Here is a 22,016-nt window from a genome sequence, read left to right on the forward strand (position 1 = left end):
CCCGCGCCTAGTAGCTGCGGGCGCGAACGACGTCGAGCTTCTGGCCGCGCGGCCGGGTGACGATGAACACGTGGACGTCGGCCACGCTTTCGACCGTCATTCCGCCGTGCTTGCCAATCACTCGGTTGACAGTTCCCTCGGCCTGCAGCCGCGGCCAGACCAGGTGGGTGTGCTCGCCGCTGTCCACCCAGTCGGTCGACCCACCGCCCTCGCCGAGGGCGACGCCCTGGATGAGCGTGGTGACCCGGATCTCCTCCTTCTCGAACTCCAGGGACAAGGCCTGGCCCAGCGCCTCGAGGCCCGCCTTTGTCGCCTTGTAGATGGCCTCGTACGGGAAGACCTCGAGGGTGACCTCGGACGAGGTGTTGACGATGTCGCCACCACCCGCGGCCCGCAGCAGCGGGATCGCCGCGCGGCAGGTGTAGACGGGGCCGAGCAGGTTGCACCGTACGACCGTGAGGATCTCGTCGTCGGTGAGCACCTCGAACGGTGCCGGCCGGTGCAGGCCGGCATTGTTGATGAGGACGTCCAGCTTCCCGAACCGGTTCTTGATGGCGTCGAAGCTGGCCTGGACGCTGTCGGGATCACCGACGTCGGTCGTCAGGCCCAACGCGCGCGGCCCGAGCTGTTCCTCGAGGGCCTTCAGCCGGTCGGCGCCACGAGCCAGCAGCACCACGTCGGCGCCCTCGGCCGCGAACCGCCGCGCGATGGCGAGCCCGGAGCCGCTGGTCGCCCCGGTGACCGCGACGACCTTGCCGGCGAGCTGTCCCGCGCCGTTGCTCTCGCTCATGCGCTCAGCACCCCGATCCCCGCGGCCTCGTTGCGGCGCCGCCACTCGTTCTTGGACATCCGGGTGACGTCGACGTGCGCCGCGCTGGCCCGCGCCCGCAGCGCGCCGACCGTGGCGTCCTCGCGCGCGATCGTGGTGAAGGGGTCGAAACCGAAGAACCGGCAGGCGTTCTGCCAGGTGATCTTGTGGGTCTCCTCCTCGGTCACCCCCGCGTCAGTCAGCTCGCCCCACAGCAGCTCGGGGGACTCCGGCCAGGTGGTGTCCGTGTGCGGGTAGTCGGACTCCCACGCGATGATGTCGATCCCGATCTCGTGCCGGTTCTTCAGGCCGATCGGGTCGGTGATGAAACAGCCGAGGACGTGCTCGCGGAACAGATCCGACGGCAGCTTGCCGCCGAAGTCGTTGTGCAGCCACACCTGGTTCTTGACGTGCCGGTCGGCCCGCTCCAGGTAGAACGGGATCCAGCCGATCCCGGCCTCCGAGAAGGCGATCTTCAGCGTCGGGTACTTGAGCAGCACCCCGCCGAAGATCAGGTCCTGGGCGACCAGCGTCATGATCTGGGTCGACAGGATGATCGAGTGGTCCGGCGGCGCCTCGGTCGGCAGCTTGAGCAGGCCCATGCCACCGCCGATGTGCAGGCAGAGCACGGTCCCGGTCTCGACGACCGCCTCCAGCAGCGGGTCCCAGTGGCCGGACAGCAGGCTGGGGTAGCCCTGCGCGTGCGGCGCCTCCAGGAAGCTGACCGCCGGGCAGCCCTTCGCGGACAGCCGGCGCACCTCGGCCGCGGCGATCGCCGGGTCCCACATCGGCAGCATCCCGATCGGGATGAACCGCCCGGGCGCGCCGGCGCACCACTCGTCGATGTGCCAGTCGTTGTATGCCTGCAGCATGATCAGCGAGAGCTGCTTGTCCGGGGCCTCGGCGAAGGTCCTGGCGTTGTAGCCGGCCATGCTGGGGAAACACATCGAGGCGAGCACACCGTTGGCGTTCATGTCGTCGACCCGGGCCTTCAGGTCGAAGCAGCCCGGTCGCAGCTCGGTGTAGGTGCCGGGGTCGCGGCCCCACTCCTCCGCGGGCCAGCCGACCGTGGCGGCCATGCCGAACGGTGTCGAGGTCGCCGCGCCCTGGAAGACCCACTGGTCGATCCCGCCGGGGGTACGGATGACCTTCGGCGCCAGGTCCCGGTACTTGGCGGGCACGTGCCGCTCGTACATGTCGGGCGGCTCGATCGAATGATCATCGATACTCACGAGGATCATGTCTTCTTTTTGCATCCGCACGTGACCTTTCGTGCTCCACGATCGGCACTGTCAGTATTTTGACTCAGTTTAACTATGAGTCGGCTTCTCCGCCAGCGGCGGCCCGTCGGCAGTGCTCAGGCGCCCACGTCCTGGCCCAGGTAGGCGCGCTCGATGCGGCGCAGGTTCTGCCGCGCCTCGTCGGCCGAACCGGACCAGACCAGGCTGCCGCGCTGCAGGATGTAGGCCCGGTCGGCGACCGCGAGGGCCTGGCGGGCGTGCTGTTCGACCAGCAGCACTCCCGTTCCCCGGTCGGCCGCCCCGCGCAGCGCCTGCATGAGCCTCGTGACGATCTTGGGCGCGAGCCCCAGCGAGAGCTCGTCGGCCAGCAGGACGGCGGGGTCGGCCGCGAGCGCCCTGGCGGTCAGCAGCATCCGCTGCTCACCCCCGGACAGCAGGCCGGCCCGGCGGCGCAGCAGCGGCCGAAGCTCGGGGAAGAGCTCCAGCGCGTGCTCGATCGGCCCGCGCCCGATCCGCAGGTTGTCGTGCACCGACAGCCGGGAGATCACCGAACGCTCCTCGGGGATCACCCCCAGGCCGGCCCGGACCCGGTGGTGCAACGCGGCCTTCATCGGGCTGTCGCGCCAGAGCACCTCGCCGCCGAGGCCGGGCAGCGCCCCGGCCATCGTCAGCAGGGTCGTCGTCTTGCCGGCCCCGTTCGGGCCGAGCACGACGACGATCTCGCCGGGACGCACGTCCAGGCTCACGTCCCGCACGCACGGGACCTTCCGGTAGCCGGCGAACAGGCCCCTGGCCTCCAGCACGGGTGCCGTCTCAGCGGGCATCGCCGACCACCTCCTGCTCCCGGACCTGCTGTTCCTGGCCGGCCGGCCGCTCGTCGTCCGGCTCGTCGTGGCGCTCCTCGCCGAGGTAGGCCGCGACGACGCGCGGGTCGTCCCGGATCTCGGCCGGCGTCCCGGTGGCGATGACCTTGCCGAAGTCCATGACCACGATCCGGTCACAGACCCGGTTGAGCATCGCCACGTCGTGCTCGACCAGCAGGATGCCGATGCCCCACTCGTCGACCAGCCGGCGCACCAGCGCGGACAGCTCCTGTGTCTCGGTCTCGTGCAGGCCGGCGGCCGGCTCGTCGAGCAGCAGGATCGACGGCTCGGCCGCGATCGCCCTGGCGATGGCGACCTGGCGGCGCCGGCCGTACGGCAGCTCCGACGGCACCCGGTGCAGGTCGCCGGCCAGCTCGAACATCGCGATGGCCGACCGCGCGGCCGGGGTCAGCTCGGTGCGGCGCGGCACGACCAGGTCGGACAGGTAGGACGCCGAGTCGCGCGGGTCCGAGGCGGTCCGCAGGTTCTCCAGGACGCTCAGCTGGTCGAACAGCTCCAGCGACTGGAACGTCCGGCCGATGCCCAGCCGGGCCCGCCTGCGGGCGTTCAGCCCGTCGATCCGGACGCCGTCGAGCAGGATCGTCCCGCCACCGATGCGGTTGAAGCCGGTGACGGCGTCGATGAAGGTGGTCTTGCCGGCGCCGTTCGGCCCCATCACCCCGACGACCTCGCCGGGGCGGACGTCGATCGACACCCCGCCGAGAGCCTGGACACCGCCGAAGCGGACCGAGACGTCCTGGACCTCCAGCACCCGCGGCGTCACCCGGCGCGGGACGGCCGGCGACGCGGCCGCCGAGGCGACCAGCTGCGCCACCTCGGCCGGAAGCGCCTCGGCCGGCGTGCCGTCGCCGGGCGGCGTGCCGTCCGAGGCCGCCGCGCGGCGCGTGGGCAGCCGGACCCGCGACCACCGCAGCGTGACGATCCTGGCGGCCAGCCCGTTCGGATAGCCCACCAGCGTCGGTACCAGCAGCACGGCGAGCGCCAGGGTCACGTACTGGTTGATCGAGCCGCTGGTGATCAGCGAGCCGAAGATCTTGGTGGTCAGGCCACCCGTCACGTTGGCGCCGGCCAGGACGGTGCCGACCAGGAAGCCCACGCCGCTGATGACGGTGTTGATGATCACCGAGATCGAGTTGAAGACGTTGTACTGGCTGAAGTCCACGTAGCTCGCCTGGAAGGCCAGCAGCACGCCGCCGAGCCCGGCGATCGCCGCCGACAGCGCGAACGAGTAGAGCTTGGCGCCGTAGACGCTGATCCCGAGCGAGGCGGCGGCCCGCTCGTTGCCGCGGACGGCGACGAGGCGCCGGCCGGACCGTCCTCGCCGGATGTTGCCGGCGACCAGCGCGGCCAGCAGCAGCGCGACGAGACAGACGATCGCGTACCGCTTGGGGTGGTTGACCGCGTCGATGTCCCAGCCGAACAGGGTGGGCGGGTTGACGACCGTGCCCTCCAGGCCGCCGGTCAGCGGCACGCTCTGGAACAGGATGCTCTGGAACGAGTACGCCAGGCCGAAGGTCGCGATCGCGAGGTGGATGCCCCGGGTCCGCAGCGCCGGCAGCCCGACCAGCACGCCGACCGGCACGGCAGCGGCCACGCCGATGACGAGCGCCAGCAGAAACGGCAGGCCATGGGTGGCGGCGAGCCGCGAGGCGACGTAGCCACCCCAGCCGGCGAACGCGTACTGCGCGAGAGACAGCTGGCCGGCGTAGCCGGTCACCACGACGAGGGAGACGCAGATGATCGCCCCGATCGTCGTGGCGGTCAGCGCGTCGTTCCAGTCGTTGGGCGTGGTGAGGATCAGCACCACCCCGGCCGCGACGGCGACCGCCAGCCGGGTCGGGCGCAGGACGCCCGTGCCGATCTCGGGCAGCAGCTCGTTGACATGGCTGCGCAGCGGCAGGCTCTGGCCCCGGGCGACGAGCACCAGGATGACCAGCAGGAACGGGACCGCGTCGCCCCAGCCCGCGGCGCGCACGTAGTTGGTGATCTCCGACTGCGCGATGCCGATGACCAGGGAGGCGATGAGCGCGCCCACGAAGGAGTCGAACCGGGCCACCATCGCGGTGGCCAGGGCCGGGATGATCAGCAGGACGAGCGTGTTGATGTCCAGCCCGGCGATCGGCGCGATCAGGATGCCGGCGAGCCCGGCGAGCATCGCGCCCAGGGCCCAGTTCACCGCGGCGATGACGTCGGGCGAGTGGCCGGCGAGCTGGGCGGCGCGCTCGTTCTCGGCGACCGCCGAGGTGATCGCGCCGAACCTGCTGTACCGGTAGACCGCCCACAGCGTCGCCGACACCACGATCGCGAGGCCGAGCAGGACGAAGCGGTCCAGCCCGACCGCCGCCCCGCCACCGATGTCGATGCTCTTCGACGGCAGGAAGGACGGCACGATCCGGATCGAGGACCCGAACACGATGCGGCCGAGCTGCTGCAGCATCACCATGACGCCGAGGGTCGCGATCACCCTCGTCAGCGGCGGCGCGTTCCGCAGCGGGCGCATCACCAGGAAGTGCATGAGCAGCCCGGCCACACCCGAGATGAGCAGGGCCACCACGACGGACGGAACGGTCGGCAGACCGGCCCGGACATGCAGGTCGTAGTAGGCCAGGGCGCCCACGGCGGCGAACGCGCCCTGGGCGAAGTTCAGGACACCCGAACCCCGATAGACGAGGACGAGGCCTTGGCCGGCAAGGGCGTAGATGCCCCCGAGTCCCAGGCCTAGGAAAAGGAAGCGGATCACAGGACCACCCCCTGCCCGCGGGTCGTTACCGACCCGCGGGCATCGCGGCTGTCAGCCATCGAGTTCGTCACGGATTGGCGTTCGTTACGGCTTGGGCGTGAAGATCGGCACGTAGCCGTCCGACGTCTGGACGAGCTTCCCGTCCTTCACGACGCCCTCGACGATCTGGTGGTTGAACAGGCGACCGAGGCCGGGGAAGTCGAAGTCCTTGGTCGTCGTGTAGCCGTCGGGGAGCAGGCCGAAGACGTTGAAGTTGGTCAGGTTGCTCAGCGCCGCGAGCATCGAGGCCCGGGTGACGGGACCGGTCACGGTCCGGGCGACCTGCGCGAACGCCCAGGTGCTGAGCCAGGCGTTCAGGCTGATCGCGTCGACGGCAGCCTTCGGCTGGTACTTGGCCATCTCGGCGCGGAACCGGACGATGCCCGCGTCCGAGCTGGTCACCAGCGGCAGTCCGGCGGAGACCAGCACGCCGTCGGCCTTGCCGCCGAGCGCCGAGAGGGTGCTGGCCGTGAGCGACGCAGCGCTGGTGGAGATCTTCTGGCTGAAGTTGCCGCTCTTGGCGACGTTGAGCCAGGCGGCGAACTGGGTCGGCATCACGGCCAGCGCCACACCGTCGCCCTTGGCCCCGCTGGTCACCTGCGGGGTCAGGTCGGTGGCGGACACCTCGATCGGGATGCCACCCATCAGCTTCAGGCCCCGGCCCTGCTGCAGCACGATCTGGTTGAACGGCACCGCGGCAGCGGCAGCGGCGACGTTGGTGTAGGCGACCTGGATCTGCTTCGCGCCGCTGTCGGCGAGCACGGTCGACAGGCCGGCCCCGTCCGACCCGGCGAGCGGGAAGGAGTTCTTCGCCGTGAGGATCGACTGGGCCGTCGGCGAGGCGCCGATGTTCGCGATCTTCGCCGCGTTCAGGATCGTGTTGACCTGCTCGGGGAACGCCTCGTAGTCGCCGACCTCGGCGAGGACGTTCGGGTCCGAGACGATGCCGCGGGCGCAGGTCACCGCGGCGGTCGGGCTGTCGGTGCCCTTCGCGTCGCAGACCTTGACCTGGAGCGGGTGACCGTTGATGCCGCCCGACGCGTTCACCGCCGCGGCGGCGGCCTGGGCCGCCTGGTACGCCTCGGTACCCGGCGTGACGCTCGTCAGGGTCGTGATCACCTCAACGGTGTACGGCGTGCCCTTCAGGCCGTTCGTCGAGTTGTCCGTGCTCTTCCCGTCGCTACCGCCACAGGCAGCGACCAGTGCCGCTAACAAGCCAGCGGCGGCGGTAAGCGAGATCAACTTGTGGTTCTTCACGCCGGGACTTCCCTTCGAATACGGACTTTCTCCGCGATGGCGTTCGGAGACTTGTTGCGGTGAATTGCTGCAGGACTTGTTGCGGTGGCCGTTCGAACTCGGCGCCGCGACCCGCGCGACACCGTCGGCTCCTCACGAGTCGGGCGCGGCCAAGGCCCGGACTTGCATTGATCGTTTACTTGGCTGCCGGACAGCGGAAACTGGCCGTGCCCGCGTTCGCCTCGGCCCCACGCCACCCCTCCCGGGCGCGGACCTCCCAGGCCTGGACCTCCCGGGCTTCGCCGGCGCGGGCCGTCAGGTTTGTACTGAGTACAAGATCTGAGGGGTACTGTTTAGCAGGTGGCGGCAGGTCGCACAAGGCTTCGCCGCGAACCCACGGCCCCACAGCGGCCCGCGACGGCACGGCGGCTCCGCCGGCCCGCTCGCCCAACCTGGGCCCAATATGGGTGGCGACCCCAACGTTCACGCATCCCACGGCCACCACACCGACATGGCCGGCACCCGCCGCGCGGGACCGGCCGCGCTCCGCCGCGGACCGCGCGCCCGGCCCACCGCCACGCATGGAAGCCGGCCGGCCACGAACCCGCCGCTTGTAAACTTATACTCAGCCTAACTATGGTGTTCCGTGACGAGCCGTTCGCCGACCCACCCGAGGTCCGACCGGCTTCCAGCCGTACGTAGGAAGGACCGCGGATCCGTGCACCAGCCCATGGCAGGCGTCAAGATGGTCGAGGTCGCCCAGTTCACCTTCACCCCGGCCGCGGGTGGGGTCCTCGCCGAGTGGGGCGCGGATGTGATCAAGGTCGAGCACGCCGAGCGTGGCGACGCCCAGCGGGGAATGGTGAACCACCCCAAGGACGGCACGTTCCACCCGATCATGGATCACCCCAACCGGGGCAAGCGCAGCATCGGCCTCGACCTCGAGAACCCCGCGGGGTACGAGGTGCTGCTGGAGTTGCTCAAGGACGCGGACATCTTCCTCACCAACTTCCTGCCGGACGCCCGCAGGCGGCTGAGGCTGGAGGTCGAGGACATCCGCAAGGCCAACCCGGACATCATCTACGTGCGGGGCAGCGCCCACGGCCAGCGTGGGCCGTGGGCGGAGAAGGGCGGGTACGACGGCTCGTCGTTCTGGTGCCGCATGGGCAGCGCGTGGGGGGTGACGCCACCGGACAGCCCTCGGGTCATCTCCATGCCGGGCGGCGCCTACGGCGACTCCATGGGTGGGATGACGATCGCCGGCGGGATCGCCGCCGCGCTCTACGGCCGGGCGACGACCGGCGAGACGTCGGTCATCGACGTCTCGCTCATGAGCGTCGGAGCCTGGGCCTTCGCCCTCGACCTGAGCAACGCGGCGCTGAACGGGCCCGAGAAGGAACCGATCTCCATCAACCAGATGATGGCGAACGCGCCGCTGAACCCGACGGTCGGCCACTTCCGTACCTCGGACGGGCGCTGGATCAACTTCACCATGATTCAGCCCTTCCGGTACTTCGCCGACGTCTGTCGTCACCTGGGCCTCGACGAGCTCATCGACGACGAGCGCTTCAGCACGGCCGCGAAGCTCATGGCCAACGCGACCGAGGCCGCCCGGTACATCACCGACGCGATCGCCCAGCAGCCGTTCGCCTACTGGACCAAGCACCTGCAGACGCTGGAGGGCCCCTGGGCCCCCGTGCAGGGCCCGTTGGACATCCTCGACGACCCGCAGATGGAGGCCAACGGCTACATCCGGCCCGTCCTGGACAGCGAGGGCAAGGAACGCCGGCTGGTCGCCAACCCGGTGCAGTTCGACGCGCAGCCGCCCACGATCGACCGTGGTCCCCTGTTCGCCGAGCACACCGACGACCTGCTGCGCGAGCTCGGCCACTCGGAGGACGAGATCCTCGACCTGAAGATTGCCGGCGCCGCCACCTGACGGTTCCACCCGGGCCGTGGCCCGCCCCCATGATCGCCGTTTTGGCCCTCCGGTGGTTGCGAAATGACCGCGAATACGACCCCCAGAGGGCTGAACCGGCGATCATTCCGCCCGGAGAAAGCCGCGAGAGAGGCAGCAACGTGAGCTTCACGATCGACCTCGGTGAACGCACAGCTCTGGTGACGGGTGGCGGCCAGGGCGTAGGCCGCGCGGTCTGCCTGTCCCTCGCCGCCGCGGGGGCCAGGGTGCTCGTCAACGACTTCGTGCCCGAGCGGGCCGACGAGGTCGTCAAGGAGATCGAGGCCGCTGGCGGGACCGCGGCGGCCCGGCCGTTCGACGTCTCCGACTACGCGGCCGTGACCGGCGCGATCGGCGCCGACCAGGTGGACATCCTGGTCAACAACGCCGGGAACGCGGGGCCCGGCGGCTGGGACGTGAAGGCCCCAGCCGCCGGTTCCAAGGGGGTCTCGGTGAGCGTCGGCGCGTTCGCGACCACCGAGCCGGCCGACTGGGACCGCTACTTCGCCGTCAACCTGTACGGCGTCATGAACTGCACCCGGGTCGCGCTTCCCGGCATGATCGCCGCGGGCGAGGGCCGGGTCATCACGATCGTGTCCGACGCGGGCCGGGTCGGGGAGCCGAACATGGCCCCCTACTCCGCGGCCAAGGCCGGAGCGGCGGGCTTCATGCGGGCACTGGCCCGAGAGGTCGGCGGCGGCGGCATCACCGTCAACAACGTGTCGCTCTCGACCGTGGACACCATGGGGCTGGAGGAGCGAGCCCGCGAGGACGACCAGCTGGCCGACCGCCTGCGCCGCCAGCTCAAGCGGTACATGGTCCCGCGGCTGGGTCGCCCCGACGACGTCGCCGGGCTCGTCACGTTCCTGGCGAGCCCGCTCGCCGCGTGGATCACCGGCCAGACCTACCCGGTCAACGGCGGCTACTCCGTCTCCGTGTAACGGCCGGGCCCCGGCCACAGGCCCCTGACCTCCATGCTGCCCCGCCTGGCCAGGCAACACGTGAGGCCGCTTAACGGCGAACGTAGCCTCCGTAGACCCGTAAGATGAGGGCCATGGTCGGCGACAGAGCCTCGCACGCCACGCCGTTGTCGGTGGCGCGGTCGCTGCGTCTGCTCGGTGAGCATGTGTCGACCTGGCGGAAGCTGAACCGGCTGACCGCGGCCCAGGTCGCCGAGCGAGCCGGGATCTCACGGGACACTCTGCGCGCCATCGAGCAGGGCAAGGGCACCGCGAGCACCGAGAACCTGTTCCGGGTGCTACGCACCGTCGGGATCATGGACGCCGTCGTGCGGGCCACCGACCCGTACGAGACCGACATCGGCCGCCTGCGCATGGACGAGATCCTGCCCAAGCGAGTACGGCGCTGATGGCCGGGCGGGATCCTGTCGAGGTCACCGTCGAGATCGACGGACAGGAGACGGTCGCCGGAACGTTGTGGCTTCACGACCGTGGCGGACAGAGCGCCACGTTCCGATATGCCGACGCCTACCTGACCAACCCGGCCGGATATGACCTCGACCCGGCGTTGGCCAGGGCTGCCGGTGTCTTCCACACGCCGCCCGGGTCGGCAATCTTCAACGCGTTCGCAGACAGCGCCCCCGACCGATGGGGTGAGAACCTCATGAGGCGTGAGGAGCGCGAGCGCGCGCGTGCCGCCGAGACCACTCCTCGCACCCTCGGCAAGGCCGACTTCCTTCTCGGGGTCCGGGACGACACCCGCCAGGGAGGTGTCAGGTTTCGCCGGCCGGCAACCGCCACCTACTATTCGACGCATCGGCACTCGGTCCCACGGCTGATCGACCTGGCCCGGCTCCTGCGAGCAGCCGACCGTGTCCGGGCGGAGGGCGACTTCGACCGCGACCTCGCGGACCTCATCGACGCAGGTAGCTCGCTCGGCGGTGCGCGCCCCAAGGCAGCGGTGCGGGACGCGTCCGGTCGGCTCTCGATCGCCAAGTTCCCGCGTCTGGACAGTGACGAATGGGATGTAGCCGGTTGGGAGGAAGTACAACTGAGACTCGCTCGGAGAGCGGGGCTCACGGTGGCCGAGTCGGAACTGCTGACCGTTGCCGGCCGGCACGTACTACTCCTGAGCCGTTTCGACCGCATCGGCGCGCGGCGTCTGGGGTTCACGAGCGCCCTGACAATGCTCGAGGCCGCCGACGGGGACCTCCGCAGCTACCTCGAGATCGCCGAGGTGATCGAACGCTACTCGCCACGAGCTGACGCTGACCTGCGTGAACTCTACCGACGGATCCTGTTCTCCATCCTGACTGGGAACACCGATGACCATCTACGCAATCATGCGTTCCTGCGTGAGCGGGACGGTTGGGCGCTCTCTCCTGCCTATGACCTCAACCCGAATCCCGACTCCCCAACCCGACTGAGCACCGCCGTCGATCTCGACAACACCGACGCAAGCATCGACGTCGCGCTGTCGGTAGGCACCTACTTCCGTCTGTCGCCGCCGAGTGCCCGCGACCTCGTCAGGGAAGTGGAGACTGCCACGGCGGGCTGGCGGCAGGCCGCCGCCGCGCTCGACATCCCGAAAAGCCAGGCCGACCGGATGGCGGTGGCCTACGAGAGCGACCAGCGGCGGATCGCGCGCGCGCTCAGCGTGCCTTGACGATCCGTGCAGGCGCGCGCACTCGCGGCGGAGCCTTCCCGACGATCCGGTAGGTGATGTTCCGGTCGGGTGCTTCGCGTGGTCGTTCGCCCGCTGGGCTGGTGTGGCGGAGGTCCTCCCGGGTGGGTCCGGGAGGACCTGCGCCAGGAGCTCAGACCTTGGTCTCGCTCATCAGGAAGTCGATGGTCGGCTTGCCCGCCTCCCAGGAGCCGGCGATGGAGGCTTTGACGTGGCCGTAGTCGACGAGGACGCTCTCGCCGCTGAGCCCGATCGCGGCGTCGCTGTTCAGGAAGGCCATCACGTTGCCCATCTGCTCCGGCTGCAGCGGCGGGGCACCGACGGCCTCGCGGTACTGCTGGTCGAAGCCGCCCCAGGAGTTCGCCTTGGCCAGCGGTGTCTCGGTCGGCCCGGGGCAGATCGCGTTGATCCGGATGCCCTTGCTGGCGTACGTGTAGGCCGCCCGGGCCACCCAGGTGTTCACGGCCTGCTTGCTGAACATGTAGGTGTCCGTGTCGGCGTGGGAGGCCACCCAGGCCTCGGCCTCCTCGTAGGACTCGGTCGCCAGGAAGTCGACCAGCGCCGGCAGGTGGTTCGTCCAGCCGAGGCCGGCGACTGACGAGATCAGGCAGATCGCCGACCCGGCGCCCAGCCGGCCGTCGGCGATCAGCCGGTCGACGATGTGGCGGTGCGAGATGAAGTTGACCCGCATCGTTCCCGGGCCGCCGCCGATCCCGGCCGCGGCGAACACCGCGTGCACCGGGCCGGGTACCTGGTCGAGCGCCGCGTCGATGCTCGCGCGGTCGAGCAGGTCGACCTCGATCGACTTCGCGACCGCGTAGTCGACCGGCACCCGGTCCAGCACCGTGACCTCGGCTCCGAGGGCCGCGACCGCGTGCGCCGCGGCGGCGCCCATGCCGGTCGCACCGCCGACTACCAGGGCATGTTTCCCGTCGTAACGGAAGGCCTGCGCATCGCCCATCACTCTCTAACCTCCGGGATCGCCAGTCAGCTCCGGTCCGTGCTAGAACCGTGCAACACGGTAAATTATACTGAGTTGAAACTTCGAGCGCCAGGACGGCTCGGGCACGCGCGGCCAGGCCCCCAGGCAGGCACGGCGCGGCACGAGACCTCCGAAGGGAACAGGCATGGACCCTGATCTCAGCTCCGACCAGCGGCTCCTGCGCGAGACCACTGAGCGGTTCATCGAGGCGAACCTGCCGTTGGACAAGCTCCGGGAGCTGATCGACACGGGCCGCGAAGTCGACCCGTCCTACCGGCTCGACGGCGCGGAGCTCGGCTGGTTCGCCTTCCTCGCCCCGGAGTCCCTCGGCGGCGGCAGCGTGTCGGGCGACGGCGTGCTCGACCTCGTCATCCTGGCCGAGCTGCGCGGCCGCCACCTGCAGCCGGGCACGTTCATCGACACCAATCTCGCGGTGGCGACGCTGTCGCGCGAGGGCTCCCACGAGCACCACGACACGGTCGTGCCCGCGCTGATCGCCGGCGAGCAGGGCGTGGCCTGGGCCGCGGCGGACCTGACCGGCGACTGGTCCGGCCCCGCCGGGGTCGACTGCGCGCCGGTCCCTGGTGGCTACCGGCTCACCGGCCACAAGGGCCTGGTCGTCGAGGCGCAGTCGGCCGAATGGCTGCTCGTGACGGCCGGGACGCCCGACGGGCCGACGCAGTTCCTGCTACGGGCCGACACCCCCGGGGTGACCGTGGAGGTGCTGGCCGGCCTGGACCTCAGCCGCCGGCTGTGCCAGGTCCACTTCGACGACGTCGAGGTCACCGACTCCGCGCTGGTGGGCACACCCGGTGGCGCGGCGGCGGCCGTCGAGAGCCAGCTGCGGCTGGCCAGCGTGCTCAGCGCCGCCGAGACCGTGGGCGCCATGCAGTACCTGTTCGACCTGACCGTGCAGTACTGCAAGGACCGGACCGCGTTCGGCCGGCCGATCGGCTCGTTCCAGGCGGTCAAGCACCAGCTGGCCGACACCAGCCTGGCGCTGGAGATGAGCCACGCCGTGGCCACCGCGGCGGCGCGCGACTCCCAGCGGGAGACCGACGGCGCGGCGCACGCGGCGAGCATGGCGAAGGCGTTCGTCGGCGACGCGGCGGTCGAGCTCGCGCACAAGTGCTGGCAGCACTTCGGCGGCATCTCCTACACCTGGGAGCACGACTTCCACCTCTATCTCCGTCGGCTGACCACCGACCCGGCGCTGTACGGATCGCCGACGTGGCACCGGGAACGGCTCTGCCAGCTCGCCGGCCTCTGATTCACAACAGGCTCTGAGGCCGAAGGGAAACGAGGAACCACGATGACCGACACACCGGAGATCGCGCGCTACCGCGCGGCGGCGAGGCAGTGGCTCGCCGCGAACCTCGAGGCACGCGACCCGAGCCAGCCCCACAACGTGCGCGGCGCCGGCGAGCTCAGCCCCGAGGAGTACCGGGCCGAGCGGGCCCTGCAGAAGAAGCTCTACGAGGCCGGGTACGCGGGCATCAACTGGCCGAGCGAGTACGGCGGCCAGGGGCTGACCGACCAGCACGCCCGCGTCTTCGCCGAGGAGGCGGTCCAGTACCGCACGCCCGAGCTCGGCCACGCGGGCGGGACGACCTACGGGCCGTGCGGGCAGACCATCGTCCGGCACGGCTCACCCGAGTTCCTGACCAGGCACGTCCCCCGGATGCTGGCCGGCGACGAGCTGTTCGTCCAGCTGTTCTCCGAGCCGAGCGCCGGCTCCGACATGGCCGGCATCACCACCCGGGCGGTGCGCGAGGGCGACCGGTGGCTGATCACCGGGTCGAAGATCTGGACGAGCGGCGCCCACTACGCCGACTACGGGATGTGCCTGGCCCGCACCGACTGGGACGCGCCCAAGCACCGCGGCCTCACCTGGTTCGCCGTCCCGCTGCGGGCCAAGGGCGTGGCCATCCACCCGATCCGCGAGATCACCGGCGACGCCGAGTTCTGCCAGGAGTTCCTCGACGAGGTCGAGGTCGGCGACGAGGACATCATCGGCGAGATCAACCAGGGCTGGACCGTCGCGCAGACGCTGCTGCTGGTCGAGCGGGGCGCCGGTCGCGACGACCCGCTGAACATGCCGGCGGCCCAGCCCGCCGTCATCGACCCGCAGTTGCTCAGCCTGACCCGGGCCGCCGGGCGGGCGCAGGACCCGGTCGCCCGCCAGACCGTCGCGCGGATCCACACGGCCGACTGGGCCAAGGCCATGCTCGGGCAGCGGATCACCGGACTGCTCCGATCGGGCGAGAAGCCCGCGGCCGGCGTCGCCTCGTACTGGAAGCTCGCGGCCGGCATCTACAACCCGGAACGGGCCCGCCTCGTCCTGGAGATCGGCCAGGGCCTCGGCCTCGTCTGGAAGGACGGCGACGAGGAGGGAAACCGCGCGGCCCTGGACTACCTGAACAGCCGGGTCTGGTCGATCGCCGGCGGCTCCAACGAGATGCAGCGCAACGCGATCAGCGAGCAGGTCCTCGGCATGCCCCGGGAGCCGAGCTTCGACAAGGGAAAGCCGTTCCGGGAGGTCGTGAACAACGCCCGCGAGTGGCTGAAGTCCTGACCGGGTAGCCAACGCGCCGCCATTTTCGCGGCGACACCACGAATTGAGGCGCGAAGCCGCCTCGACCGTTTGCGCGCCCTGCTGCCGGCGGGGTGCTCGTAAGCGCGCCTTATTGCTGACCGAAGTGCGGGCCACGACACCCCCGGCGGGGTGGCGTCCGACGCCCGACATAGTTAGACTCAGTCCAAATACACGGTATCCGTGAACTACCTAGGAGGGCCCGTTGACCGACACGCCTCAGCTCGGATCACGCGGTATTTACGTGGCGGATGTCGAGCAGAGCCTCCCGTACGGCATTTTCGATGCCGACCATCACCTGTACGCCCCGGCGGACGCGGTGACGCGATACCTGGCTCCCGAGATGGTTGAACGGGCCTGGCTGCCGGGCGAGCCGCGCATGCTGACCGAGGAAGAGCACGACGAGGACGTCGACCACGAGCGCCGGACGCTCGGTGTGCACTCCGCGCCCGAGGGCGGCTTCGGCGGTGTCGACCTCTCCCAGGTTTCCGGGATGGACGGGAACATCCCGATCCCGGGCGCGATGCTCAACAAGCTCAACCCGATGAAGGACCTCGACCAGCTCAGCCGCGAGCAGCTCATCGAGCGGTACAACGCCATGCGGCCGGCCTTCGAGAAGAAGGACCCGCGGCTGGCCCTCATGGACCTGCAGAACGTCGAGCTCGCCGTCCTGCACACGGTCGGTACCGGCTGGGAGAGCGCCTTCGGCCGGGGCGACATCGAAGCCGGCTACGCCGTGAACCGGGCCTACAACGACTGGCTCTTCGAGGACTGGGGCTTCGCCCACGAGAACCGCATCCTGGTTCCGGTGCCGATCCCGCTGCTGGACGTCGACTATGCGGTCGCCGAGCTCAAGCGGTCGCTGGAGCGCGGCGCGAAGTTCGTCGACCTGCAGCCCGGCCCGGCCTGGAACGGCCGGTCGCCGTTCGACCCGTACTTCGACCCGTTCTGGAATCTCGTCAACGAGTCCAACACCCGGGTCGCCGTCCACCTCGGCGGGACCTACGCGCGCCACGGCGCCGAGTGGGGCGAGAAGGCCGACGCCCGCTACGTGGAGTTCAACGGGTTCCAGTGGGTGTCCTACTGGGGTGACCGTCCGATGATGGACACCCTGACCTCGATGTTCTACCACGGCATGTTCGGCCGCTTTCCCAACATCAAGGTGCTCATCGCCGAGTTCGGAACGGTCTGGCTGCCGTATCTGCTCCGCAAGCTGGACCACGCGATGCTGCTCGGCCGCAAGCCCAAGTGGGGCACGCTGCCGGGCCGGCCGTCCAGCGTCTTCAAGGAGCGGTGCGTCATCGCCCCGTTCCCGGAGGAGGACATCAACCGCGGTATCGACACCGTCGGCGCCGACTGCCTCGTCTTCGGGTCGGACTTCCCGCACTCCGAGGGCGTTCCGGACCCGATGCAGTACGTCGCGCTGCTCAAGGATCTGGACGACGCGACGATCCGCAAGATCATGCGGGACAACCTCGTCCGCTTCATGGGCTGACCGACCAGCGCCGCACCGTGCCTCCACCGCCGTAACCCGGGCGGTGGGGGCGCGGTCGTTATGGTCCGGACAGCGATCCGTCCTGCCCACGGTCTGCGAGGAGAAAGCCATGCCCGACCCGAAGCTGCCCTTGACCGGCGTCACGGTACTGGACCTCACGCGGCTGCCGCCCGGGGCGTTCTGCACCGTGCTGCTCGCCGACTTAGGCGCGGACGTGATCCGGGTCGAATCGCCCAAGGGGCGGATGTTCGACGGCCCGATCGGGCTGAACCGCGGCAAACGCTCGGTCGCGGTCGATCTGCGTCATCCACGCGGACTTGAGGTGCTCCGACTCCTGGCCGCGCACGCCGATGTTCTGGTGGAGAACGAGCGGCCCGGCGCCCTGGACGAGCGGGGTTTTGGCTACTCCCACGCCTCGAAGGAACTGCCGAAACTCATCTGGTGCTCTATTTCCGGCTACGGCCAGGATGGCCCGTACGCGCAGTGGTCTGGGCACGATCTGTCGTTCGCGGCCCATTCTGGCCTGCTGACCGGCCTGAGCCCGGAGCTGCCCTGGCACCCGCAGCTGATCCTGCCGATTCCGATCGGGGCCCTGATGGCCGGCGTCGGAATCCTCGCGGCGCTGCGGGAGCGGGACCAGACCGGTGCGGGGTGCCAGCTCGACATCAGCCTCTCTGAGTCCGCGACCTGGCTGCTCTCCTCGGCGGATGGAACGTTCGACCGCGGCGGGCGGGGCGTCCCGATCGGCCCGGACCGGCGCCTGTATGCCTGTGCGGGTGGGACCTGGGTCGCGGTGACGGCCGCCGAGCCCCGCACCTGGGGGGCGCTCTGCGACGGGCTCGGCCTGCCGGACCTGAAGGGCTCGCTGCACCGGTGGGACGACCCGGACGGCGTGACGCGGCGGCTCGCGGCTGTCTTCCTGACCCGCCCGGCCGAGGACTGGGTCGCCGAGCTCGGGCCGCAGGGCGCCAGCGTGGTGCGGGTGAACCGGGGGCCGGACCTGACCAGCGACCCGCACGCGACCGCGCGCGGAGTGCTCCAGCAGGTCGGGGACCTGCTGGTCCCGCGCACCCCGATCAGGATCCGCGACGAGGACGGCCCACGGCCCCCCGCGGAGACCTACCCGCCGCCCCCGGCCGGCGCGCACACCCGCGCGGTGCTGGAAGAGGCCGGACTGGCCCCGGCCCTCATCGACGAGCTGGAGGAGTCCGGCGCCGTCGGGCCGGACAGCTGACATGATCGCCGTTTGCGCCCTCTGGTGGTTGCGATCGAGCCCCGATTACAACCACCAGAGGGCCGAAACGACGATCACTCGGGCCGAGCCGGGCTGAGCCGGGCCGGCGTCGGCGTCGGCGGGCTAGGTCAGGCGCTGGAGCTGGGGAAGGGCGTCGGGTAGGCAGATGACGTTCTCGCTGGCCAGCGTCTTCATCTCGGGCTCGGTTACGCCCAGCTCGGCCAGGATCTCGACGGCCTGCGAGCCGACCGCGCCGGGGCTCGCCCCGACCCGCGGCGGTGTCTCCGAGAGCCACCGCCCGATGCCAGGCCGCGCGACGTCCTCGCCGTCCAGGCCGCGTTCGAAGTAGACGACGCCCCGCCGGTGCAGGTAGGCGACCGCGTCGTCGATGGGGACGAGGATCTGCACGGCGATGCCGGCCTCCGTCAACAGGGCCACCCAGTGGTCGGCCGGCTCGTCGGCGAACCGGGAGGCCAGCATCTCGGCCAGGACTCCGCCCGGGTTCCGCCAGCTGTAGTCCGACTGGCTGCCTTCCAGGCCCGTCGCGCGCAGCAGCGCGACCAGCTCCTCCCGGCGCGCCGCGAGGAAGATCCACCGATCCTTGGTGGCGTAGAAGCGGTACAGCGCGTGGGCGCCGTACTCGTTGCGCAGCCGGTCGGGACCGCCGTCCCTCACATCACCATCCCTCACCTCACCGTCCCGCAGGTCACGGTCGGTCACCTGCGCCTCGGCCGTGAGGTAGGCGGCCTGGTGCAGCGTCGAGCCCTGGGCGAGCGAGGCGCCGACCTTCTGGCCGCCACCGCCGCGCAGCCGCGCGAACAGGCCGACGGCCACCGCGTAGGCGCCGAGGATCCCGGTGTCGGCGTCGTTGATCGGCGTCGGCTGATAGAGCGTCCAGCCGAAGCGTGAGCCGTAACGCCAGCTCATCCCGGTCGCCGCGTTGCACTGGTTCTCGTAGCCGCGGCGGTGCGCCCACGGGCCGGTGAGGCCGTAGGCGGTGATGGAGCAGTAGACGAGCCCCGGGTTCAGCCGGCTGGCGCGGTCGTAGTCGATGCCGTACCTGGCCTGCGACTTCGGCGTGAAATTGGTGACGAGGACGTCGGCGGCCCGGATCAGGTCGCCCGCGAGCCGCCCGCCCGCCTCGCTCTTCGCGTCCAGCAGGATGGTGCGCTTCCCCCGGTGCAGCTGGCCGACGATCCCGTCGGTGACCGCGGGAACCGTGTTGCCGACCTTGATGACGTCGGCGCCGAAGTCGGCCAGCAGCCGGGCCGCGGTCGGGCCGGCCACGGCCTGGCTGACGTCGATGGCCTGGTAGCCCTCCAGGGGTAGGTCGATCGCGCCCACGGCCGGCCCGCCCAAAGGCGTGGGCCCGGCGGGGATGGCGCCGAGCTCGGCGAGGATCGCGGCGCGGTCCTGATCGGGCAGGTGCCGCGGCCGGGGTGCCGGGACCGCGGCCAGGTCGAAGCCGCGCCCCGGCAGGACGATCGGGCCGGCCAGCGGGTCATCGAGCGTCACGACGGCGCCGGACTCGGCCGCGTGCTCGGTGGCGACCCACTGCGCCGGAGTACGGACCATGGAGACCGGCATCTCCGCCTTGGCCGCGACCTCGTCCCACCAGGTCGCCGGGTGGCTACGGACCAGCTCGGTGAACATCGCCATGGCGGTGTCCCGCTTCGCCCGCGAGAACGTCCGGGCCGCGACGTCGATCAGCCCGAGGCGCTCCCACTCCGGCGCGACACCTGCGGCCACGAGCAGCGGGATGACGAACTTCGAGTAGGGCGACAGGTCGATCATCCCGCCGTCGGCGCAGGTGTAGGTCAGGTCGCGCAGCATGTGGTTGTCGCCCATGAGCGGGTTCTCGTAGACCCGCATGCCGAGCATCGTGCTGTAGGCCTCGGCGTAGGCCTCCGCGAGCGGGACCTCGACCCGCTGCCCGCGCCCGGTGCGCTCGCGGGCGATCAGCGCCATGACGACGGACACCGCCCCCATCAGGCCGCCGAAGTTCGACGCCGTGGTGATCGGGGTGAACAGCGGGGCCGCGGGGTCCTGGACCGTCGCCTTGTTGCGGCCGGACGGGTCCCAGTGCTCCCTGAGCGGCCGGTACCCGGCGACGGCCGTCTGGATCACGCCTTCCCAGCCGGCCAGGCCGGCCTTCTCGTCGTCGGACGCGAAGCCGGGCAGCGAGCAGTAGACCAGCCGCTCGTTGAGGTCCCGCGCCGCCGCCGGGCCGAGGCCGAGCCGGTCCATCACGCCCGGCCGGAAGTTCTCGACCACGACGTCGGCACGCGCCACGAGGTCCCGGGCGGTGGCCCGGTCGGCCGCACCACGCAGGTCCAGCGTGATCCGCCGCTTGCTCCGGTTGAAGAACGCGTCGGTCGGCCCGGGCGAGCCGGCGGAGCGCGGGGAGTCGACGTGCACGACGTCGGCCCCCGCCTCGGCCAGCAGCAGCGCCGCCAGCGGCCCCGCGATCTGGTGGCCGAAGTCCACCACCCGGACCCCGGCCAGGCCCGCGCCGGGCTGGCCGGGGCTAGTTGACGGCACGGTCGCGGCCCTCCCAGTAGGGGGCGCGCAGCTTGAACTTCTGCAGCTTCCCGGTAGCGGTCCGCTCCAGCGCGTCACGCAGCTCGACGGACGTGGGGCACTTGTAGTGCGCCATCCGGTCCCGGCAGAAGGCGATCAGCTCGGCCGGCTCGACCCGCTCCCCCGGCCGCAGCACGACGAGGGCCTTCACGGTCTCGCCCCACTTCGGGTCGGGCACCCCGATCACGGCGGCCTCGGCCACCGACTTGTGCAGGTACAGGCAGTCCTCGACCTCGATCGACGACACGTTCTCGCCGCCGGTGATGATCACGTCCTTCTTCCGGTCCGTGATCGCCAGCGTCGCGCCGTCGAGGGTCCCGCCGTCGCCGGTGTGGAACCAGCCGTCCTCGATCGCGAGAGCGGTCTGCTCCGGCTGCTCCCAGTACCCGTCGAAGACGTGGTTCGAGCGAGCCATCACCTCGCCGGAGGGGTCGAGCCGCAGCCGCACACCCAGCGCCGGGACGCCGGCCTGCGCCAGCAGCCGCGACCGCTCGTCGACGGCCAGGCCGTCCCACTCGGCCCGGGACCGGTTGATCGTCAGCAGCGGCGCGGCCTCGGTGAGGCCGTAGATCTGGATGAACTCCCAGCCCAGCAGCTCCTCGACGCGCGCGACGACGGCGCTGGGCGGCGGCGCGCCGGCGACGACTATCCGGACGGTGTCGCGCCCCGGGACCGGCTGGCCGGCCTCCAGCCGCGCCGCGGCGGCGTCGAGGATCGAGGCGACGACCGCGGGGGCGCCGCACAGCAGCGTCACGCCCTCCCGCTCGACCCGGGACAGGATGTCCTCGCCGTCGATCTTGCGGATCGCGACGTGGGTGCCGCCCATGCCGGTCACCGCGAAGGGCATCCCCCAGCCGTTGACGTGGAACATCGGCAGCGTGTGCAGGATGACGTCCCGGTCGGTCACCGTGGTGTGCCAGCCGAACGAGACCGCGTTGAGCCAGTTGTTGCGGTGGGTGAGCCGCACGCCCTTGGGGCGCGCGGTCGTCCCGGACGTGTAGTTGATCGTGCAGACCGCGTCCTCGTCGGGCTCCCAGGCCACCGGCGTCGCGCCGGGCGCAGCCTCGGCGAACAGCTCGGCGTCGGCCACGCCGTCCAGGACGATCCGCTCCTTCGCCTTCACCCCGGACAGCACGTCGTCCAGCTCCGGGTCGACGAGCAGCACCGACGCGCCCGAGTGCTCCACGATGTAGGAGACCTCAGCCGCGGTCAGCCGGTAGTTGATCGGCACCAGGACCCGGCCGTACCCGCTCACCCCGTAGAAGCTGATCAGGAAGCGGGCGCAGTTCGGCGACACGATCGCGACGCGCTCGCCGGCGGGGACTCCCAGCCGGTCCAGCGCCAGCGCCATCCCGCGGGCCCGCGCCGCCACCTCTCGATAGGTGAGCCGCCCGAACGAGCCGGGCCGGCCCGGCTCGTCGACCACCGCGAGGCGCTCCGGGTACACCGCCTCGGCCCGATCCAGAAAGTCCGCGACCGTCAGGGCAACCTTCATCAGCCAGTCCCTCCTTTGACCGGGTTGAAACTAGCGGTTCTTCAACTTAGTGTAAATATGGGCGGCAACGGTCCAGGCTGGGCGGGCAC

Annotated in this window: 16 protein-coding genes; 8 read left to right on the top strand and 8 right to left on the bottom strand. The window is 70.7% G+C overall.

What is annotated here, in order from left to right; genetic code table 11:
- Window positions 1–7: 7 nt before the first annotated feature.
- From FRAEUI1C_RS26280 to FRAEUI1C_RS26300, 5 genes are all read right to left on the bottom strand, one after another.
- Window positions 8–790, bottom strand: coding sequence for an SDR family oxidoreductase (locus tag FRAEUI1C_RS26280; protein WP_013426395.1), 783 nt, complete (start codon window positions 788–790; stop codon window positions 8–10).
- The gene (locus FRAEUI1C_RS26285) at window positions 787–2,064 is read right to left on the bottom strand and encodes an amidohydrolase family protein (RefSeq protein ID WP_013426396.1); all 1,278 of its coding nucleotides are present in this window, start codon (window positions 2,062–2,064) and stop codon (window positions 787–789) included. The genes FRAEUI1C_RS26280 and FRAEUI1C_RS26285 overlap by 4 nt, the downstream gene beginning before the upstream one ends.
- Window positions 2,065–2,165: 101 nt before the next feature.
- Window positions 2,166–2,873: an ABC transporter ATP-binding protein gene (locus FRAEUI1C_RS26290; RefSeq protein ID WP_013426397.1), complete on the bottom strand. Its 708-nt coding sequence runs from the start codon at window positions 2,871–2,873 to the stop codon at window positions 2,166–2,168.
- Complete coding sequence (locus FRAEUI1C_RS26295; RefSeq protein WP_013426398.1) at window positions 2,863–5,673, bottom strand: branched-chain amino acid ABC transporter permease/ATP-binding protein; 2,811 nt, start codon at window positions 5,671–5,673, stop codon at window positions 2,863–2,865. Before FRAEUI1C_RS26295 ends, FRAEUI1C_RS26290 begins: the two co-directional genes overlap by 11 nt.
- Before the next feature lie 84 nt (window positions 5,674–5,757).
- Window positions 5,758–6,969: an ABC transporter substrate-binding protein gene (locus FRAEUI1C_RS26300; RefSeq protein ID WP_013426399.1), complete on the bottom strand. Its 1,212-nt coding sequence runs from the start codon at window positions 6,967–6,969 to the stop codon at window positions 5,758–5,760.
- 697 nt (window positions 6,970–7,666) lie between these two features.
- Between FRAEUI1C_RS26300 and FRAEUI1C_RS26305 the strand changes: the two genes are divergently transcribed.
- The 4 genes from FRAEUI1C_RS26305 to FRAEUI1C_RS26320 all read left to right on the top strand — a co-directional run bounded on the left by FRAEUI1C_RS26305 (window position 7,667) and on the right by FRAEUI1C_RS26320 (window position 11,530).
- On the top strand, window positions 7,667–8,887 hold the full coding sequence (locus FRAEUI1C_RS26305) for a CaiB/BaiF CoA transferase family protein (protein ID WP_013426400.1): 1,221 nt from the start codon (window positions 7,667–7,669) through the stop codon (window positions 8,885–8,887).
- Window positions 8,888–9,027: 140 nt separating this feature from the next.
- Window positions 9,028–9,846 carry an SDR family NAD(P)-dependent oxidoreductase gene (locus tag FRAEUI1C_RS26310; RefSeq protein ID WP_013426401.1) on the top strand — a complete coding sequence of 273 codons (819 nt, stop codon included), beginning with the start codon at window positions 9,028–9,030 and terminating at the stop codon, window positions 9,844–9,846.
- 113 nt (window positions 9,847–9,959) lie between these two features.
- A complete protein-coding gene (locus FRAEUI1C_RS26315) occupies window positions 9,960–10,274 on the top strand; it encodes a helix-turn-helix transcriptional regulator (protein WP_013426402.1) in 315 nt (104 codons plus the stop codon).
- Window positions 10,274–11,530 carry a type II toxin-antitoxin system HipA family toxin gene (locus FRAEUI1C_RS26320; protein ID WP_013426403.1) on the top strand — a complete coding sequence of 419 codons (1,257 nt, stop codon included), beginning with the start codon at window positions 10,274–10,276 and terminating at the stop codon, window positions 11,528–11,530. The genes FRAEUI1C_RS26315 and FRAEUI1C_RS26320 overlap by 1 nt, the downstream gene beginning before the upstream one ends.
- Before the next feature lie 151 nt (window positions 11,531–11,681).
- Here the strand turns inward: FRAEUI1C_RS26320 and FRAEUI1C_RS26325 are convergent, their stop codons facing one another.
- Window positions 11,682–12,509, bottom strand: coding sequence for an SDR family oxidoreductase (locus FRAEUI1C_RS26325; protein WP_013426404.1), 828 nt, complete (start codon window positions 12,507–12,509; stop codon window positions 11,682–11,684).
- Window positions 12,510–12,675: 166 nt separating this feature from the next.
- Here FRAEUI1C_RS26325 and FRAEUI1C_RS26330 point away from each other — a divergent pair, with 166 nt between their 5' ends.
- From FRAEUI1C_RS26330 to FRAEUI1C_RS26345, 4 genes are all read left to right on the top strand, one after another.
- The gene (locus FRAEUI1C_RS26330) at window positions 12,676–13,800 is read left to right on the top strand and encodes an acyl-CoA dehydrogenase family protein (RefSeq protein ID WP_013426405.1); all 1,125 of its coding nucleotides are present in this window, start codon (window positions 12,676–12,678) and stop codon (window positions 13,798–13,800) included.
- A gap of 42 nt (window positions 13,801–13,842) precedes the next feature.
- On the top strand, window positions 13,843–15,105 hold the full coding sequence (locus FRAEUI1C_RS26335) for an acyl-CoA dehydrogenase family protein (protein ID WP_013426406.1): 1,263 nt from the start codon (window positions 13,843–13,845) through the stop codon (window positions 15,103–15,105).
- A 223-nt stretch (window positions 15,106–15,328) separates the two neighbouring features.
- Window positions 15,329–16,618: an amidohydrolase family protein gene (locus tag FRAEUI1C_RS26340; RefSeq protein ID WP_013426407.1), complete on the top strand. Its 1,290-nt coding sequence runs from the start codon at window positions 15,329–15,331 to the stop codon at window positions 16,616–16,618.
- Window positions 16,619–16,727: 109 nt separating this feature from the next.
- On the top strand, window positions 16,728–17,852 hold the full coding sequence (locus FRAEUI1C_RS26345; protein ID WP_013426408.1) for a CaiB/BaiF CoA transferase family protein: 1,125 nt from the start codon (window positions 16,728–16,730) through the stop codon (window positions 17,850–17,852).
- Window positions 17,853–17,975: 123 nt separating this feature from the next.
- Here FRAEUI1C_RS26345 and FRAEUI1C_RS26350 read toward each other — a convergent pair whose 3' ends face one another.
- A complete protein-coding gene (locus tag FRAEUI1C_RS26350) occupies window positions 17,976–20,393 on the bottom strand; it encodes a CaiB/BaiF CoA-transferase family protein (RefSeq protein WP_013426409.1) in 2,418 nt (805 codons plus the stop codon).
- Window positions 20,380–21,927 carry an AMP-binding protein gene (locus FRAEUI1C_RS26355; RefSeq protein WP_013426410.1) on the bottom strand — a complete coding sequence of 516 codons (1,548 nt, stop codon included), beginning with the start codon at window positions 21,925–21,927 and terminating at the stop codon, window positions 20,380–20,382. The genes FRAEUI1C_RS26350 and FRAEUI1C_RS26355 overlap by 14 nt, the downstream gene beginning before the upstream one ends.
- Window positions 21,928–22,016 lie beyond the last annotated feature (89 nt).

It is taken from the genome of Pseudofrankia inefficax, assembly GCF_000166135.1.
In the GTDB taxonomy this organism is placed as follows: Bacteria; Actinomycetota; Actinomycetes; order Frankiales; family Frankiaceae; genus Pseudofrankia; species Pseudofrankia inefficax.